Origin of the sequence: Providencia sp. Je.9.19, from assembly GCF_051129765.1 — a bacterium.
Taxonomy (GTDB): Bacteria; Pseudomonadota; Gammaproteobacteria; order Enterobacterales; family Enterobacteriaceae; genus Providencia.
This window is the reverse complement of the sequence record NZ_JBCPSS010000005.1, coordinates 62,278-79,667: the sequence shown is the minus strand read 5'-3', so window position 1 is coordinate 79,667 and position 17,390 is coordinate 62,278. Positions and strand designations below refer to the sequence as shown.

17 protein-coding genes are annotated in these 17,390 nt (G+C 34.1%); 3 read left to right on the top strand and 14 right to left on the bottom strand.

Features of this window, described 5'->3' with window-relative positions; all coding sequences use genetic code 11:
- Positions 1-4: 4 nt before the first annotated feature.
- From AAZR93_RS16655 to cpxR, 14 genes are all read right to left on the bottom strand, one after another.
- Positions 5-1,276 carry a hypothetical protein gene (locus AAZR93_RS16655; protein WP_434720464.1) on the bottom strand — a complete coding sequence of 424 codons (1,272 nt, stop codon included), beginning with the start codon at positions 1,274-1,276 and terminating at the stop codon, positions 5-7.
- A complete protein-coding gene (locus AAZR93_RS16650; protein ID WP_434720463.1) occupies positions 1,269-2,369 on the bottom strand; it encodes a glycosyltransferase family 4 protein in 1,101 nt (366 codons plus the stop codon). The genes AAZR93_RS16655 and AAZR93_RS16650 overlap by 8 nt, the downstream gene beginning before the upstream one ends.
- Positions 2,350-3,420 (bottom strand): polysaccharide pyruvyl transferase family protein, encoded by a 1,071-nt coding sequence (locus AAZR93_RS16645; RefSeq protein WP_434720462.1) that lies wholly within the window; start codon positions 3,418-3,420, stop codon positions 2,350-2,352. Before AAZR93_RS16645 ends, AAZR93_RS16650 begins: the two co-directional genes overlap by 20 nt.
- Entirely contained in the window at positions 3,404-4,225 is an 822-nt protein-coding gene (locus AAZR93_RS16640) for a glycosyltransferase family 2 protein (protein WP_434720461.1), read from the bottom strand. Before AAZR93_RS16640 ends, AAZR93_RS16645 begins: the two co-directional genes overlap by 17 nt.
- Positions 4,218-5,474, bottom strand: a complete 1,257-nt coding sequence (locus tag AAZR93_RS16635; RefSeq protein WP_434720460.1) for an O-antigen translocase — start codon at positions 5,472-5,474, stop codon at positions 4,218-4,220. Before AAZR93_RS16635 ends, AAZR93_RS16640 begins: the two co-directional genes overlap by 8 nt.
- Positions 5,461-6,021 carry an acyltransferase gene (locus AAZR93_RS16630; RefSeq protein WP_434720459.1) on the bottom strand — a complete coding sequence of 187 codons (561 nt, stop codon included), beginning with the start codon at positions 6,019-6,021 and terminating at the stop codon, positions 5,461-5,463. Before AAZR93_RS16630 ends, AAZR93_RS16635 begins: the two co-directional genes overlap by 14 nt.
- Positions 6,005-7,123: a DegT/DnrJ/EryC1/StrS family aminotransferase gene (locus AAZR93_RS16625; RefSeq protein ID WP_434720458.1), complete on the bottom strand. Its 1,119-nt coding sequence runs from the start codon at positions 7,121-7,123 to the stop codon at positions 6,005-6,007. Before AAZR93_RS16625 ends, AAZR93_RS16630 begins: the two co-directional genes overlap by 17 nt.
- A 14-nt stretch (positions 7,124-7,137) precedes the next feature.
- Positions 7,138-7,596 carry an acyltransferase gene (locus AAZR93_RS16620; protein WP_434720457.1) on the bottom strand — a complete coding sequence of 153 codons (459 nt, stop codon included), beginning with the start codon at positions 7,594-7,596 and terminating at the stop codon, positions 7,138-7,140.
- Positions 7,583-7,993 (bottom strand): sugar 3,4-ketoisomerase, encoded by a 411-nt coding sequence (locus tag AAZR93_RS16615; RefSeq protein WP_434720456.1) that lies wholly within the window; start codon positions 7,991-7,993, stop codon positions 7,583-7,585. Before AAZR93_RS16615 ends, AAZR93_RS16620 begins: the two co-directional genes overlap by 14 nt.
- Positions 7,990-8,862, bottom strand: a complete 873-nt coding sequence (gene rfbA / locus AAZR93_RS16610) for a glucose-1-phosphate thymidylyltransferase RfbA (protein WP_434720455.1) — start codon at positions 8,860-8,862, stop codon at positions 7,990-7,992. Before rfbA ends, AAZR93_RS16615 begins: the two co-directional genes overlap by 4 nt.
- A gap of 2 nt (positions 8,863-8,864) precedes the next feature.
- On the bottom strand, positions 8,865-9,926 hold the full coding sequence (gene rfbB, locus AAZR93_RS16605) for a dTDP-glucose 4,6-dehydratase (RefSeq protein WP_434720546.1): 1,062 nt from the start codon (positions 9,924-9,926) through the stop codon (positions 8,865-8,867).
- 673 nt (positions 9,927-10,599) lie between these two features.
- Positions 10,600-12,039 carry a capsule assembly Wzi family protein gene (locus tag AAZR93_RS16600; protein WP_434720454.1) on the bottom strand — a complete coding sequence of 480 codons (1,440 nt, stop codon included), beginning with the start codon at positions 12,037-12,039 and terminating at the stop codon, positions 10,600-10,602.
- Positions 12,040-12,570: 531 nt separating this feature from the next.
- The gene (gene cpxA, locus AAZR93_RS16595; RefSeq protein WP_294105108.1) at positions 12,571-13,941 is read right to left on the bottom strand and encodes an envelope stress sensor histidine kinase CpxA; all 1,371 of its coding nucleotides are present in this window, start codon (positions 13,939-13,941) and stop codon (positions 12,571-12,573) included.
- Positions 13,938-14,636, bottom strand: coding sequence for an envelope stress response regulator transcription factor CpxR (gene cpxR, locus AAZR93_RS16590; protein ID WP_336429724.1), 699 nt, complete (start codon positions 14,634-14,636; stop codon positions 13,938-13,940). Before cpxR ends, cpxA begins: the two co-directional genes overlap by 4 nt.
- 152 nt (positions 14,637-14,788) lie before the next feature.
- On the opposite strand from cpxR, the gene AAZR93_RS16585 reads away from it, so the two are divergent.
- The 3 genes from AAZR93_RS16585 to AAZR93_RS16575 all read left to right on the top strand — a co-directional run bounded on the left by AAZR93_RS16585 (position 14,789) and on the right by AAZR93_RS16575 (position 17,143).
- On the top strand, positions 14,789-15,337 hold the full coding sequence (locus tag AAZR93_RS16585; RefSeq protein WP_434720453.1) for a Spy/CpxP family protein refolding chaperone: 549 nt from the start codon (positions 14,789-14,791) through the stop codon (positions 15,335-15,337).
- Between the two features lie 241 nt (positions 15,338-15,578).
- Positions 15,579-16,160: a HutD/Ves family protein gene (locus AAZR93_RS16580; protein WP_336429730.1), complete on the top strand. Its 582-nt coding sequence runs from the start codon at positions 15,579-15,581 to the stop codon at positions 16,158-16,160.
- Between the two features lie 230 nt (positions 16,161-16,390).
- Complete coding sequence (locus AAZR93_RS16575; protein WP_294105123.1) at positions 16,391-17,143, top strand: M48 family metallopeptidase; 753 nt, start codon at positions 16,391-16,393, stop codon at positions 17,141-17,143.
- Positions 17,144-17,390 lie beyond the last annotated feature (247 nt).

The window sequence follows — 17,390 nt, the reverse complement described above, 5'->3', positions numbered from 1 at the left end:
ATTACTAATAGGTAACTGGCTTTTTTAATAAGAAAAAATAAGCCAAAAGTAAGAAGAATAACTTTATATTAATGGACGAACCTAAGAAAAAGTCACCTTTTATTTGAGATGAAAAGTATATAATTGAAATTAGTATAATCATTAAGCGAAAAATTCTTTCTTTAGAAAAACGCGATATTCCAATAAATCCTATAAAATAAATTAGAGATAAAAATAATATATTTATAAATCCGCCGTATAAAATTGAGCGCATATAACCAGCATCAGTATGCATATAATACCCATTACCGTTAGGGTCTAACCAGTAGCCATCGCCCCAAAAAAAAGTATGGGATGATATTGGAAAATACATATCTTTAAGAATATTACTTGACTCAGTTTCTATCTTACCTGTTTGAGAATAGTTAGATAAAAATTCAAATGTATATTTAGTGAAAATTGAATTAATTAAATCAAAAGTTTTCGGGGAAAATAGGCTTATGAGTAAAAATAAAAATAAGAGTATAAGTATAGTAGAGAAGCTTAAAGAAAATATCTTTTTTTGATGGTTTTTAGATGTTAAGTTAGATGCTAATATAAATAGTATTGAAAGAAAGGCCCCAAATAAACCTGTTCGACCAGTAATACAAATAGCAAAGAAAATAATCATCCAAAATAGAATTGTTTTTTTTATATTAATGTATGATTTAACGAATAAATATGAAAGAATAATTAAACTAATCGATAAGAAAACAGCAAGGTCATATGTAAGACTTGCTGCTAGCCCTAATCCTCTGAAACCATCATATCTTTCAAAAAGAGCTGCGCCAGTAGTTAATGTTATGCTAAAAATAAAATCACGTAATGGAGCAATAAATAACATTAGAAGTATGATTATAGATTGTGCTAATGCAATAACAATAATTGAATATAGGAAGGAATATAAATTTTTTTCATGAAATAGAAAATATACTACCAGTAGAGAGCCAATGAAAGCTTCAGTAAATAATACTAAATTTGCATAGATATTGTTAATGTCAGAACTATTATTAATTATTAATGGCAATATACTCGTAGCTAATAAAGCTAAATTTAACAGCAAGATTAAATAAAAATTTTTCTTGTGAAGGTTTTTAATATTTCCGTTGAGGAAAAAAACAATAATAAATATAGCAAAAATTAACTTAGACGTATTTACTGGTATAAATGAAAAAGGAATGCCAAATACGAATAAGAAGAGTATAATATACGTAATTTTATTATTTTTTAAAATAGAATTAAGTGTTAATTTATTCATTGATCACCCTGTCAAGTCGCTTTGATGCTTGTTCAAAAGAAAAGTTTTCAAAATAAGTTGGGGTGATATTTACTTCTCTATATTCTTTATTTTTTATAATTATAAAAGCATCTTCAATGCTATTAACTAAAAAACCTGTTTTTTTATGAAAAATACTTTCTTTGACGCCAAATTTATTAAATCCTATCGCAGGACAACCACATAATTGAGCTTCCAAGTATACTAAACCAAAGGATTCTGTCATATGTGAAAATAACAAAAATAAATCTGAATTTTTATAATAATAGGGAAGTTTTTCCTGTGGCATACGGCCAAGTAGCTTAATTTGCTCTTCTAATTTGTGCTGAGCTATTATAAACTTTAGATGCTTTAGATATGTACCTTCACCAATAATGAGCCATTCAAAATCTATATAGGCAGCTTTAAGTTTTAGAGCGAGCGTTATACAATCGTCAAGTCCTTTGTCTTGTTCTATTCTACTTACCGTAATTAGCTTAAGTTTGTTATCTAGAGTTTTTTCTTTTTTAGTTGGCAAGGTAAACAAATTTTTATTTATAGCAGTGTATGAAACTAAAATTTTATTACCGATAGTTTCCTTTTCTGCATCAGATAGTGCTAGCGATATAAATTTTTCTTTCATATATTTGCTAACAGCAATTATTTTTTTAGCATTCGTTATTGAACGGTGATAATATGCTTTTAACCTAAATAGCTTATATATTTTTGTTGCTTGAGTATATATTTGCTCTGGTTCTTGACCATGGAGTACGATGATGGATTTTTTCAATTGTGATTTAGTTAAAAATAATCCAGCTATTAAAGTTGCCCCAACGTCATTTAGAATAATTCTATCATATCCATCTAATGAAATTTTATTTAAAGTCTTGTAATAACTCATAGGCCAAAAAAACTTATAGTTACTTGGTCTAATTTTATATACTGTTTCATTCCATGTATTATTATCAGTAATATTGGCCGACATTAGCGTTACATCGTGATTCATTGCTGTTAAGTAGTCACAATATTGCTTTGCAACTATACCAGCTCCACCTCCTACTGGAGGGAATTCATGGCTAATTATTAATATTTTCATTTTTTATATACTGACTAAAGATAGTATGCCTCATAGACTCTAACTTATTTTGGATCAAATTATTATCTAATTTTTTTGATATAATTTCTTCATTAAATGTAATGAGTTTATTTGATATAGGATAGGCAATAATATTTCTATTTAGGTTATAAGCCAATATTAATGCATGCATTCTACCTGAAATAACAGTAGTAGCATTTGATAAAGCTATATTGAGCTCGTCTAAATTTCTAGTTTTAACAATATCAAAATTTAGATTATATTGGGCTCTGCAATACTCTTTAAATTTCACGCATTCATCCAAATCTGATTGAGTAGTGTAAAATAGTTTTATAGTGTTGTTTTTTTGTAATCTATTTATGATTTCCACCCAACTATCATAGTATTCATTACGAGTAATTATAGGATTATATTTTATATACACTTTATAGTCTGTTACGCCTAAGAAAATGCTATTTCCAACAGTTGTGTTATTATTTTTAGCGTGAAAAAATGCAATATCGAAAGTTCGCATTCCATTTACTTTAAATATAGATTTTAAATTTCTAATAGATTTTAAATCTCTTGCATAAACGTGTTTAACCTTATTAAGTGCTAATTTAAATAGTATTCTATCTAAAAATGAAAACTTATCGCCAACCCCTATGGATAATAATATTATATTCTTGCTTCCTGTAAAATGAAGTGACCATACCCAAGTAAATAATGCAATAGCGAAAGTTTCATTTGAAAGTATTAATTGACCACCACCAATAGAAACTAAATCATACTTTTGGGCTACAGTTTTTTTTATGCGGCTATAGTTAAGAAGAAGCCAACGCAACTTGTAAGGGATAACAAATTTCAAAAAATGAAATAAATTTTTATTTTTATTTTTATTTTTATTTTTATTTTCTGTAATATTAATTTCATTTTTCTTTGTATAATCAGAAAAATATAGTTCTGTATTATGGGCAGTATAAAATTCTGAAACTGATTTTTTTATTGCTTTATCACCCAGATTATCTGAATTTCCTTCATTGATTATCAATATATTATTTTTTAAACACATATAAATAACTCTTAAAATTTATATATAAATATTGTAGTAAGAAAGTAAGATTTTTATTTGCTTTCTTAAAACCTAATTGTCTACATGTTTTTTTGTATAAATAGACCCCATATTTTACTTTTTTATCTTTGAAGCTATTGGTTATATTTGTTTCATGTCTACGATAAAATGCTTTAGTTTTTGTAGTGTATTTTATTATACCGTAATCTAAAGATTTTATATAATATAGCCATTCACCATAGTTTCTGTGTTTTTCATCCCAACCATTAATTAATTTAAAGACTTTAGTTTTATGAAGCATACCACAACTAGAGATAAAATTATCCAATGCTAACTCTTGTCGAATATTTGAAAAATCACTTTTTATTTTTTGGACAGAATCAAATTTTAAAATTTTATTTTTGTTTCCTTCTGAATCAATAATATAAGAGTTGCAATGTATAGATACTACATCATCTTTAAATTCATTAACCATTATAGATAAATGCTCAGGAGGAATTAAATCATCGTGACCCAGTAAAATAAAATAATCACTGTCTATTAATGCTATGGTATCATTTAAATTTTTTGCTATACCTCTGTTTTCGGTATTAAATATAACTTTTATATTAGGATAATTATTATATTTATGGAGTATATCTAAAGTTAAATCTTTAGAGTTATCATCAACAATGATAAGAGCTATATTTTTATAATCTTGATTCAATACAGAAATTATGGTCTCTTCAATATATTTTTCACCATTATAAGAAAGAATTATGACAGAAATACTGGGACATGTACTTCTTGCAATCATATTAGTCATTTTTTCCTCTTGTTTTATTATTTTCTTGCTTATACAAGAAAAACATAATCACCATATGTATAAATGATGTTGTAGCATATGAATATGTTAATCCAATTAAGTTATATTTAAAAATGAATAACCAGGAGGTTAAGTACCAGAATAACGCAAATATAAACTCAGTTAAAATTGTTATTTTTATTTTTGCTTTAGCAACAAAAGTTATTCCATAAAACCAGCTAATTGATTTAAATATAACGCCGACTAGTAAAAAAAGAAAGAATGAATCTGTGCTAACAAAATCCTTTGAATATAGGATTATAACAATGTATTCTTTGAATATATATAATAAAATGCAAGAAAAAATCACGAAAGGTATAAATATAATTATTCCAGTGTTAATTTCTTTATTTAAGTCGACTCTATTCTTTATAGATGATATTTTAGGTAGGAAATATGTATTTAATGATATAGTCAATAATGTCAAAATGAGTTGACTGATCGTCCATGCTGCTTGCCATTCCCCTGCTTCTCTTATGGAGCTATATTCTATTGCTAATGCGCGAATTAAGAATAAGCTTAATGCTGAACATGATATTGCAATCAATGTGATAGAGCTAAATTGAAAAAGCGTTATATAATTCTGTTTTGTGACATTTTTTTTAATCGAATTTACTATAACATATATATATTCCCTATTGAACGCTAGGATATATATGAATATTAAAAATTGATTTGTTAGAATTGCGAGAATAGCTCCACTTAAGCCATTTTTTATAGTTAGAACTACAGTGAAAATTAAAGCTATTAGACTTGATACTATATTCAAAATAATGAATTTTTTTATATTCCGTATTCCATTTAAATACGATATTATTATTATTGAGAGTATCGTAAATGGTGTTAATAATGACGCTATTATAAAATGTTGAGAATAGTTTTCTGAACCAGTTAATAGAACACTAATATTCTTCGAAAAGATAAAAACTAAAGTAAATGTTATACCATTTAAAATAGCTGATGATATTATTGCACTTTTGATAATTTTAATGTTTTCGGTTTTATCTTCAGCAATGTATTTAATTATAGCCGATTTAAACATATCTCCACAAAATAAATAAATTAATGTAATATAATTTTGAATATTTCCTAATATTGCAACTCCGGATGGTCCTATATATATAGCTATAACTTTATTTGAAATAAAAGAAGCTAGAAATTTAAGCAGGGTGTAACCGCCTGTTAATAAAGATGTTTTAATCATTTTCATAAGTTAGTACTTTTGCAGGAACTCCTGCTGCAATCGTTCCCATGGGAATCTGTGAACACACTATAGAACCATTAGCAATTGTTACATTATCCTCAATTATTGTTCCTTTTAATATTTTAACATTATTACCAATGAATACATTATTTCCAATAATAACTTTATCTCTTTTTATTTTGTCCTGTTTATATAGCTTATGAAAGTTAGAGTTCAATATTTCAACATTAGTACCAAAAACACAGTTTTCTCCAATAACAATGTTATCATGATCTGCGATGATTGTTGTTGAATTGTTAAAAACACAAGACTTTCCAATTTTAATTAAACTTTCTTCACCCCTAGCTTCAATATAAGCATAAGAAGAATAATAGTAGTTGGAATTTTCAACGCCAAAGGTTACATTACTTTCAATTTCTATATTACCATTACCTTTAACTAGTAGAGGTTGTATTTTTGTACAAATAATTTTTCTATCAGATAGGAAATTATATAATGATAATCTCAAGATTTTTAACAGCTTTATTATCACTCGTTTAAATATTGAATTCATTTATAACCCTTATTATTTTCTTTATATCCTTATTTTCTAGGGTTGGAAATAAGGGGATGCTTAATACTTTTTCATGAATAGCTTCTGTTATTGGTAGGGATATTTTATTAAATTTTCTATATGCACTTTGTCTATGTGGTGGGGTTGGATAATGAATTAATATTTGAATTCCCTGTTCTATTAGATATTTTTGTAGTAAATCTCTATGCTTTGTCGCAATAACAAACAGATGCCATACATGGTTTTGTTGGTTGTTCTTATATTCATCAGCGCTTAGAGGAAGCTTAATTAATGGGTTATTAATATTTTCTAAGTAAGTTAGTGCTATCTTTTGGCGGATTAGAGTTTCAGCATCAAGATATTTTAATTTTACATTCAACATTGCAGCTTGAATTTCATCTAAACGACTGTTCACACCTTGATAAAGATTTTCATATTTTTTATGCGAACCATAATTGCGTAATGCTTTTATTGTATCAGCAAGTTGATCGTTATTAGTAGTAATAGCTCCTGCGTCACCTAAAGCACCTAAGTTTTTTCCAGGATAAAAGCTGAACCCAGCAGCATCACCCCAGCTCCCACATTTTTTTCCATTTATCATAGCGCCATGAGACTGGGCACAATCTTCTAAGACTAATAATTTATGTTGTTTTGCTAATGCCATAATCTCTGGCATTGGCGAAATCTGACCATATAAGTGGACAGGGAGTATTACTTTTGTTTTATTTGTAATTGCTGCTTTGATATTTTCAATAGATAAATTATATGTATCAGCGTCTGGCTCTACGAGTACAGGGACTAAATTATTTTCAGTTATAGCTAATACAGACGCTATATAGGTATTAGCTTGAACAATAACCTCATCACCTGATTTTAGTTTACCAAGTTCTTTCCATGCTCTTAATACTAAGGTTAGAGCATCTAAGCCATTAGCTACACCAAGGGTATATTTGGTGCCGCAATAATTAGAAAATTCATTTTCAAAATTCTCTAATTCTTTTCCCATGATATACCAGCCAGAATCGATAACTCGTGAACATGCATCTTTTAATTCTTGTTGGTATTGATTGTTTATTTTTTTTAAATCAAGAAAATTAATCATTATGAGGCCTACAATTATTTTAAATATCGAGTTATTCTTGCGGGATTACCGACGACAAGAGCATTGGCTGGTACATCTTTTGTAACTACGCTTCCTGCACCAATCATTGAGTTCTCACCGATAGTTATACCCGGTAAGATAGTGGCATTTGCACCAATTGATGCCCCTTTTCTTATAACTGTTAGAGGGAAATTATCAGGGTATTGTTTAGAGCGTGGGTATTTATCATTTGCAAATGTAACACACGGACCAATAAAAACATCATCCTCGATACGCAGACCGTCCCATAAGTAAACACCAGACTTTATTGTTACGTTATTTCCAATAAGAACATCATTCTCGATCAAAGTATGTGCGCAAACGTTACAGTTAGCTCCTAATTCTGCATTTTCCAAGATAACGCTAAATTGCCAAACCCGAGTGTTTTCACCTATCTTTTTACTTTGGACATCGCTTAGTTTATGAATAAACATTTTTAGATTCTTCTAAAAAATTATCATAGCTACGGATATAATCACTTTCATCATAGTGATTGCTTGCTAAAACTACAATAATGCAGTCTTCTGAAAAATCATACATTTCATGCCATTGCATTGGTTCAATCAATAAACCTGCATGAGGGCAATTTAAAATGATTTCTTCTTTATTTCTGCCATCGTCCATAACAAAACGGCAGCTTCCACGGACACATACAGCGAGCTGTCTTAATTCTTTATGTGCATGAAATCCACGAGAAACACCATTCTTGGTTCCAAAAATATAATAAATACGCTTAATTTCAAATGGAATATTTTTATTTTGTTCTAATGAAACTAGCGAACCTCTTTCATCACCAAGTTTTTGGAATTCAATTGTGTTAACTAATTTCATTTCTTTTTCTCAATTAAGTTAATAAGATATTCGCCATAACTGTTTTTTCGACATTTCTCGGCAGTTGTTAAAACTTGTTCAGCACTAAGCCATTTTTGTCTAAATGCAATTTCTTCTAAGCATGCAATTTTGAAGCCTTGCCTCTTTTCAATTGTTTCGACAAAACTTGACGCATCTAAAAGACTATCGTGTGTACCTGTATCTAACCAAGCAAAGCCACGGCCTAGTAGTTCAACTTTTAGTTTTTTATTTTTAAGATAAATTTGGTTTATTGTTGTAATTTCTAGCTCACCACGATCGGATGGTTGTATATTTTTTGCAATATTAATGACGTCATTATCATAGAAATATAAGCCAGTAACCGCATATTTTGATTTTGGTTTTAAAGGTTTTTCTTCAATAGAGATTGCATTATAGTTTTCATCAAATTCAACAACACCAAAACGTTCAGGGTCTTGGACTTCATATCCAAATACAGTTGCTCCATTTTTGGTATTAGTTGCATTTAAAAGTTTCGGTGAAAATCCTTGCCCCCAAAAAATATTATCGCCTAATACTAAGCAAACGCTATCAGTACCTATAAATTCTTCGCCAATAATAAATGCTTGGGCTAGGCCTTCAGGCTTAGGTTGAATAGCATATTGAATGGAAATACCAAATTGTGAACCATTACTCAATAAACGTTCAAAGCTGCTTTGGTCTTCTGGAGTAGTAATAATTAATACTTCGCGAATACCTGCTAACATCAATACTGAAAGCGGATAGTAAATCATGGGCTTATCATAAATAGGGAGTAACTGTTTTGAAACGCCCATAGTTATTGGATATAACCTTGTGCCTGAACCGCCCGCTAAAATAATGCCTTTCACGTTTAAACCCCTAATCTTTCTCTGTTATATTTATTATTCTGTACTGACTCAACCCACTCAGTATTATTTAAATACCATTCAACCGTCTTACGTAAGCCTGTTTCAAATGTTTCTTCTGGTACCCAATTGAGCTCATTTTTTATTTTTGTGGCGTCAATGGCATAACGTAGGTCATGACCAGGTCTATCGGTAACATAGGTAATTAAATCACTATAGTTATTAATGCCATTTGGTTTATTGGGAGCGAGTTCTTCAAGAATACTGCAAATTGTCTTAACCACATCAATATTGGCTTTTTCATTATGGCCGCCAATATTGTAGGTCTCACTAATCTTACCTTCAGTGACTACTTTATAAAGTGCTCTTGCATGATCTTCCACATAGAGCCAATCCCGAATTTGTTGTCCATTACCATAAACAGGTAATGGTTTACCTTCTAAAGCATTCAAAATGATTAAAGGAATAAGTTTTTCGGGGTAATGGAATGGACCATAGTTATTGGAGCAATTGGTAACTATTGTAGGTAAATCATAAGTGCGTTGCCAAGCTCGAACTAGATGATCGCTCGATGCTTTGGATGCAGAATAAGGGCTACTTGGGGCGTAAGGTGTGGTTTCAGTGAATAAGTCAGTCGTTGATTCAAGATCGCCATAAACTTCATCGGTAGATATATGATGAAAACGAAACGCTGATTTTTTATCTGTTGATAACTGATTCCAATAGTGCCGAGCAGCTTCAAGTAAAGTATAGGTGCCAATGATATTGGTTTGAATAAATTCGCTTGGGCCATCAATAGAACGGTCAACATGAGATTCAGCAGCTAAGTGCATTACTGCATCAGGCTGATATTCTGCAAATAATTGGTTAATTTTTTCTGAATCACAAATATCAGCTTGAATAAAAGTATAATTAGGACTTTCAGAAATAGAGATTAATGATTCTAAATTACCTGCGTAGGTTAACTTATCAATATTAATAACACTATCGTTAGTATTATTAATAATATGGCGTATAACAGCTGAACCAATAAACCCAGCACCACCTGTAACGAATATTTTCACTATAAACCTATATATATTTATTATGCTATAAGATAAAGCCGTAAATACTTTATTAACTTTATTATTTAGGGTCTGCTTTTAGTTGCCATCACACATAGCTACCGCACTGGGTTGTCGGGTCCCAGAGCACCATTTGAATTGTAAATCAACGCTTATCAATTGAAATTGTTGCACTTTTGGCTGAATCGCTCAATTGATAAGCATTTCTTATTGTTTTTAACCGATGAAGGTTAATCCTGCTAGCTAGCAGGGTCAAGCAAAAAGCGGTTAATAATACCATTAAATATACATAGAGACTATATCTTAAATAACGTTAGAGAATAGTCTTAGAGGTGAGTATTAATTGGATAAATTATTTTAAATTATTAGGTTATAACTCTTAAAATGACGCCAAACATTAACTTGAGTTTAACTTAAGTTAAACCACTAATATCATTACACTTAATATGGATACATTTTATTCATATTATTTAATATGCTGGCAATACACTGGTTCGGCGTAAAATAGGATTGATAACAGCTGGAATTGATGATTTTAATTAACTTAATAATTGTTAGATTTAATTACTTTAATCAGGAATAGTGGAACGAAAATTAATATTTAATCAAAAACACGGACGGCGAGTATCGCTGTCCGTGATGAGAGACTATTTATAATACGAGCTTTAAATAAGTATTACCACTTAAACGGCACGTTCACTGTTACTGACGCACCGAGATCGTCGCGAGTGTCATAGTCAGTTTTCGAAATCCACACTTTGGCGTCTGTACTAATGTCTCTATCAAAATTATGCCACCAACCTAAATCGACCCCTTTGATGGTTTCAGATTCTGGGAAGATTCTATTTTGTGGATAGCTCTCTTTATTTACTTTCGCATAGACTAAACGGGTACTGACGCGGTTATCATCATCAAGTGTGTATTCAACTTTTGCTGATAACATGCGACCATCGCCGCCCATCGCATGGCCTAATGGCGCGCCTTGTTGGTAATAACCGTCTTTGTAGATAAAGTGACGGTACATCACGCCATTTTTATCCCATTCCGTATGGGTATTGGCGCCTTCAATATACCAGTTCAATGGTTGGCCCCAAGCGGTATGATATCCCTCGATACCGCCCATAAAGGCATTTTTCGATGGGAACAGATTGGCTTCATCTTCACCGACCATTTGCCCGTAAACACTCACTGGCAAATCAATAAGCGGATAAAGTTTTAGTTTAAAATCAAGGCCAGCGAGTTGGTTGCCGGGGTCGTCATTGTAGTCACCGGTATTATCTTTTCCACCCATGGCATTCCAGAACGAGTTCCAGTTATTTGGGCGGCCATCGCCTCCCCACATCACCACACGAGAACCACCAAGTTCAAAGAAGTCAGTTGGGTTCATAGTCATGCGTAGACCAATCAATTTAGTATTAGGTTGGGATGAATACTGTTTGATTTGGCCTGCGGTAAGTTGGTATTGCCATGAACCAATCCATGAAAGCCATGGAGTTTCAAATGGGCTTTGGTCGGCACGTTGCATTAAGAAACCGGTGACAGGGCGCGCGGCATCGGTGCGGATTAAGCTACCATCATGGCCCGGTCCCCACCATTGCGGGATTTCACCAAAGCTTATCCATTGGTTCCAAACTTTAACGCCACCATAAGAGCCGTTAAGGTTGTAGTCAGAGCCATTTTCAACGCGCAAAGCACGCTCTGCATTGGCTTTGAGGTTTAAATCAACGTCGTCGGTACTGTAGTTACCAGAAACAGTATAGCGAAAATCGCTGTATTCACTTTGTCCAAACCCTTGTGGCATTGACGGTTTGCCAGAGGCTAAATGGGTTTCTAGTTGAACACTATTTTTGCTGTTCCCGAGTTTTTTCTTGATGCGTTGAATAATTGCTTGCTGTTCATCATTGGTGATGTTGGCATTATTCAACGAACGCGTAATTTCTTCCTGAGAAAGAGGCCATGTTGAAAGGCTGATTTGAATTACATTACGTTCTGAAAGCCAAGCGAGGTCGCTGCGCAAGTTGTTATCGGGTACAACTAGGCCGCCAGCGAGACTGCTGCTACTGAATGCGCCTAGTACTGCTAACATGATCAGCTGAGTGAGCTTGTTTTTTTTCATTGATAAGTCCATTTGAAGTTAAGTTCGGCTAATATTTAAATGGGTTATAAAAAATAAAATTGTATTTATTTTAAACTCCTATTAGGAGTATCTAATTGTTTTTTTTTATTATATACGTATGAAATTTAAGTTGGCTTGGGAGTGCGTGCCATTTGATTTTAATTAATCCTGAAATCTACATTTAATAATTTTTTCTCTTTAAGAGTATCAGATTAATACATTACTCACTATATGAGTTAACTAGTTAATAATTAAAGTAATACTTATTAGCTATTGCTTTATATTTTGAATTGAACGCCTTTAATGCGTTTTTGTTCGATCGCGTCATTATTAATTAGAGTAAAATAGGGTTATATATTGATGAGTTATTTTGGTGGTTGATGAAATAGGCGATTATAAGAATATTCTGATGAATAAGCGTATTAATAATATGGTTTGTAGTTATATTAAATAATGAAATAAAAAAAGCCTCCAACTTTTAATAACTATTGTATTAAAAATTGAAGGCTTGGTAACGATTTAAAATAAGGGCTAGCGACCGTGTTCGGGTAACCAAATTTGTAAGCGTAATCCCCCTAATGGGCTATTATCGGCTTTTACCCAACCTTTATGCTGAGTGATTGCGGTCTCGACGATGGCGAGGCCTAAGCCTGTTCCACCGGTTTCTCGCGCTCGCGCTTCATCCGTTCGGTAGAATGGACGGAAAATGTGCTCGCGGTCGGCTGGGCTAACTCCTGGGCCGTCATCATCAACGGTGATTAAGACACCGTTATTTTCTTCTTTAAAATCAACTGCAATATGTGAATGAGAATAGCGTAAAGCATTTCGGACGATATTTTCAAAAGCACTACCAACAGCGGATGGATTACAGTACAGCGACCAAGGCCCCGGAGGCGAGGTGACGTCCAAGGTTTTGTTCATCTGTTCCGCTTCAAAGCTGGCATCGTCTAGAATGTCGCCCCAAAGTTCATCGGCTTTAATATTTTCTCGAAGAATTTCATTTTTGTGTTGGCTACGCGATAGCACGAGTAAATCGTTGATCATGCTATCTAAACGGTGTGTTTCGGTTTCAATTCGTTCAAGTTCTTTACTTTCCCCATGGCGACGACGTAATAGGGCAGTTGCCAGTTGCAAACGGGTGAGTGGAGTTCGTAATTCGTGAGAAATATCAGAAATTAAACGTTGTTGGGCGCTGACCATGCCATCCAAGGCGCTGATCATTTGGTTAAAACTGTTACCTGCTGAGAGGAATTCTTGTGGGCCGGATTCAAGTTCTGGATGAGGCCGTAAGTTACCTTTCGCGACGTCATCTGCCGCCATTTTCAGTTTTCGCGCAGGTCGTGCCAAGCTCCATGATAGCCAGAGCAATAATGGCGCACTGATTAACATTGTGGCAATCAGTAGTAAAAACGGTCGGTCAAACAGTAGGTTGATAAAATCAGATTGTGGGCTACTGGCTGGACGAACTAAATAGAGTTGATAGTGATCTTCACCATCACGAATCGAGAATGGGCCAATAATTTCTGCTCGGCCATATTTTTTCTTTTTCGGGTGGTCGGCGTTATCCGATTGACCAATAAAGTTACGAATGACTTGCATTTCACTCGGCATCGCACCAATTACGCGACCTTCACTGGTCACAATAATGAGGCGTTGGCCGGGTGGTGCCCATTTTTTGATGGAGTTTGAGATACGACGCCACCAAAGGAGGTCATTCATCGGCGCTTGTGCGAGTTCTGCTTCTATATGCTGTTCAAGCATTTCTCCTTGGCGCTGCTCACTTTCCATCAAAACGGTGAGCTGCCGTGAGTCTAGCTTGGGCACCATCAACACTAGCATGAGCACTAGTGCGAGGGTGAACCAGAAAATCGCAAATATTCTTGCGGTTAAACTGTTGATCATGTTGCTGAAACCATCAGGTATCCGCGGCCACGTAGGGTTTTAAACCACGGCTGACCGTCTGTACGCTCTGGGAGTTTTCGACGTAAGTTTGAGATGTGCATATCAATGGCACGGTCAAACGGTGTTAAGCGTTTTCCAAGCACTTCTTGGCTGAGGTGTTCTCTCGAAACGACTTGTCCTAAATGTTGTGCTAATAAATACAGTAGCGTGAATTCAGTACCGGTTAAATCGAGAATCTCGGTATCGAAGCTCGCTTCTTGGCGGCCTGGGTTAAGTTGCAGTTTATCAACTTGCAGCACAGGCGTGTTGCTATTGTCACCTTGGTTCTGCTCGCTCCAAGTTGAGCGGCGTAGTAAGGCGCGAATACGAGCGACAAGTTCACGGTCATTGAAAGGTTTAGGAAGATAATCATCCGCCCCTAATTCTAATCCCAATACTTTATCGAGTTCACTGCCACGGGCAGTCAACATGATCACTGGGGTTTGGTGTAATTGACGCAGCTCTTTTAATGTCTCGATACCATTTTTCTTTGGCATCATGACATCAAGTAATAGTAGGTCAATTGATGAGTCTATTTGCTGTAATGCCTGTTCACCATCATAAGCGATGACAACATTGAAGCCTTCCATTTCCAGCAATTCTTTTAATAGCGACGTGAGTTCACGGTCGTCATCAACTAATAGGATTTTATGCATTGTTTAAGTCCTCCGGCTACCAAAATACGATAACAATCTTCACGATTCCATGACTTTACGTTCTTTTACAAGCTCTGACGCTAGTTTGCAGCCACCAGCGTATAGTTGTCCACATTGAATCACGAGCACAGTTCGGAAACAAGGTGTCTAAAATGCATAGAACAGCACATAAAACAGCAGTATTAGTTTTAGCCTCTGCATTTGTTTTCGGACCCGCAGTCGCTTTTGGGGAAATCCCAGCAAACGATGCTAGTGTCCGTGAAGGGGAAGCCCCTTTAATGTTACAAATGCAACCTGAACAATCTGCCTCAGCAAATGCTCAAGTTGTAGTTCCATTTCAAAATCATGAAATGTTTAGTAATGAAGAGCGCGCAAGTACTTTCCTGTTTAATGGTATCACGTTAAATGAAAAACAGCGCCAGCAATTACGAGATTTAATGGCTACACAGCGGCATTATCGCGTTGATAACTCGGGTTTAGTGCAAGAACGTGAAGCACTACACAAATTAATTATCGCAGATAGCTTTGATGATAAAGCTGTCCGTGAACAAATCGAAAAGCGATTGCAAAAAGAACTGGAACAACGTGTGGAAATGGCACGTATTCACCATGAATTATACCAGTTATTAACGCCTGAACAGAAAGTTCAACTTGAACAAATTCATCAGCACAAAATGGCTGAATATCAAGCGATGCAATAGTAAAAGAATGATGCAATAGTAAAAGAATATAGCAGTGAAATAAGTGAGATTTAAGTCGTGAAGTGAGTTTCAAAATGTAAGTAGTGAAGTAGCAACAAATGAAGTTTTTCCTTGCCATAGACACCATCCCTGTCTTTTAAGCCCCTTTTAGGGGCTTTTTTTTTGCCTGTAAATAGACTAGGTTATCGACAGTATTATTCTTATCCATCTAAGCCTTCTTATCGAAAAATAGGTAAACGTCATGATCCAAGTTTTAACAGAACAAGATTATAAAAAAATGCCATGGAAAAATGGTCAAGGGTTTACTTTAGAAGTTGCGCGTAGTCATGGTGAAGGTTTAGATGATTTTGATTGGCGTATTTCTATTGCAGATGTTAAGGCGGCGGGTGCATTTTCTTTTTTCCCTGATAGGCAGCGTATTATTGGCGTATTAGAGGGAGTTGGTTTGACGTTACAGGTAGATAAAAAGGCACCAATTACCTTACAGCAAAAACAATTTTTTGCATTCCATGGTGAAAGCGAGGTGTATGCGGAGCTTGTTGATGGCGCTATTCGCGATTTTAATCTGATCTATAATCCGCAAAAATATAGGGCTCGCTTACAGTGGTTGAATGCACAATCTGTCATGTCTTGGATTAGCGATGCCAGCCATGTTTTAATTTTTAATCATACAAAATTGCTCGATATAGTCATTAATATGGAGCAATACTCATTAAAAGGGTTTGAAACCTTATTGGTGACAAATAATTGTCAGCCGTTGCAATTTACGACGTCACAACAATTGAATCGTGATTTTTGTATTATTGAATTGTTTATTAAGTGACTTGATTAATTACACGAATTTGGCGTTTTTATTAGTAGCAACTTACTCTAATTATGTGTGATTGGAGAGGTATTTATCTGGTAAATTCTGCTATTGGCGTAAATATGATAACAAAATCATATTATGACTAATTATGGCTTTATTCCTATTGTTATTTTTAACAGAATTCATAGTCTTTAGCATTACTAATAATAATAGTTGTTGTATATATTCTATAGGAAATATGAAACATGAGAATGAAAGCACTTGTTGCGATAGCGGTTTCTGCTGTCGTTTTAACTGGCTGTAAAAATTTAGACCAAGGGATGTTAACTAACTCAGGCATGCAATTATTTCAAGCAGCTACATTGTCAGATTCTGATGTTAAACAACTTAGTGATCAGTCATGTAAAGAAATGGATGCACAAAACAAAATTGCACCAGCTTCAAGTAAGTACGCTAAGCGTTTAGATAAAATTGCTAAAGCATTAGGTAATGAAGTTGATGGCGTTCCAGTAAATTATAAAGTTTATCAAACTGAAGATGTGAATGCATGGGCAATGGCTAACGGCTGTGTGCGTGTTTACAGTGGTCTGATGGATGTGATGAACGATAACGAAGTTGAAGGCGTTCTGGGCCATGAAATGGGCCACGTAGCATTAGGTCACACACGTAAAGCGATGCAAGTAGCTTATGCAACTGTTGCTGCACGTACCGCAGCTGCTTCAGCGGGTGGCGTAGTTGAACAACTGAGCGCATCTCAAGTTGCTGCTTTAGGTGAGAAACTGGTTAATTCTCAGTTCTCTCAACACCAAGAAAGCCAAGCAGATGATTTCTCTTATGATTTGTTGAAAAAGCGTGGTGTTAGCACTAACGGTTTAGTGACGGGTTTTGAGAAATTAGCAAAAATGGGTAGCAATGAAACAAGTATGTTTGATTCTCACCCACCATCAACAGAACGTGCACAAAATATCCGTGACCGTATCGCTGCTGATAAAAAATAGTATTTAATTATTCAGTTATACCTCAAGGTGCATAGCTGCTGATTCTATATCAGTGACATGCGCCTTGAATTATTTAGTGTCTATTTATCGAAGGAATAGATTTTTTATACATATTATCTGATTGGCTCCCTCCTATTTTTCCTCTAAATGAATAAATCAGAACTTACCCAGTTGTACTCTGCCGGGCAGCTATCTATCTTATTTAAAATGATGACTCTGAATTGCTGATTTAGCATCGATATTGCGC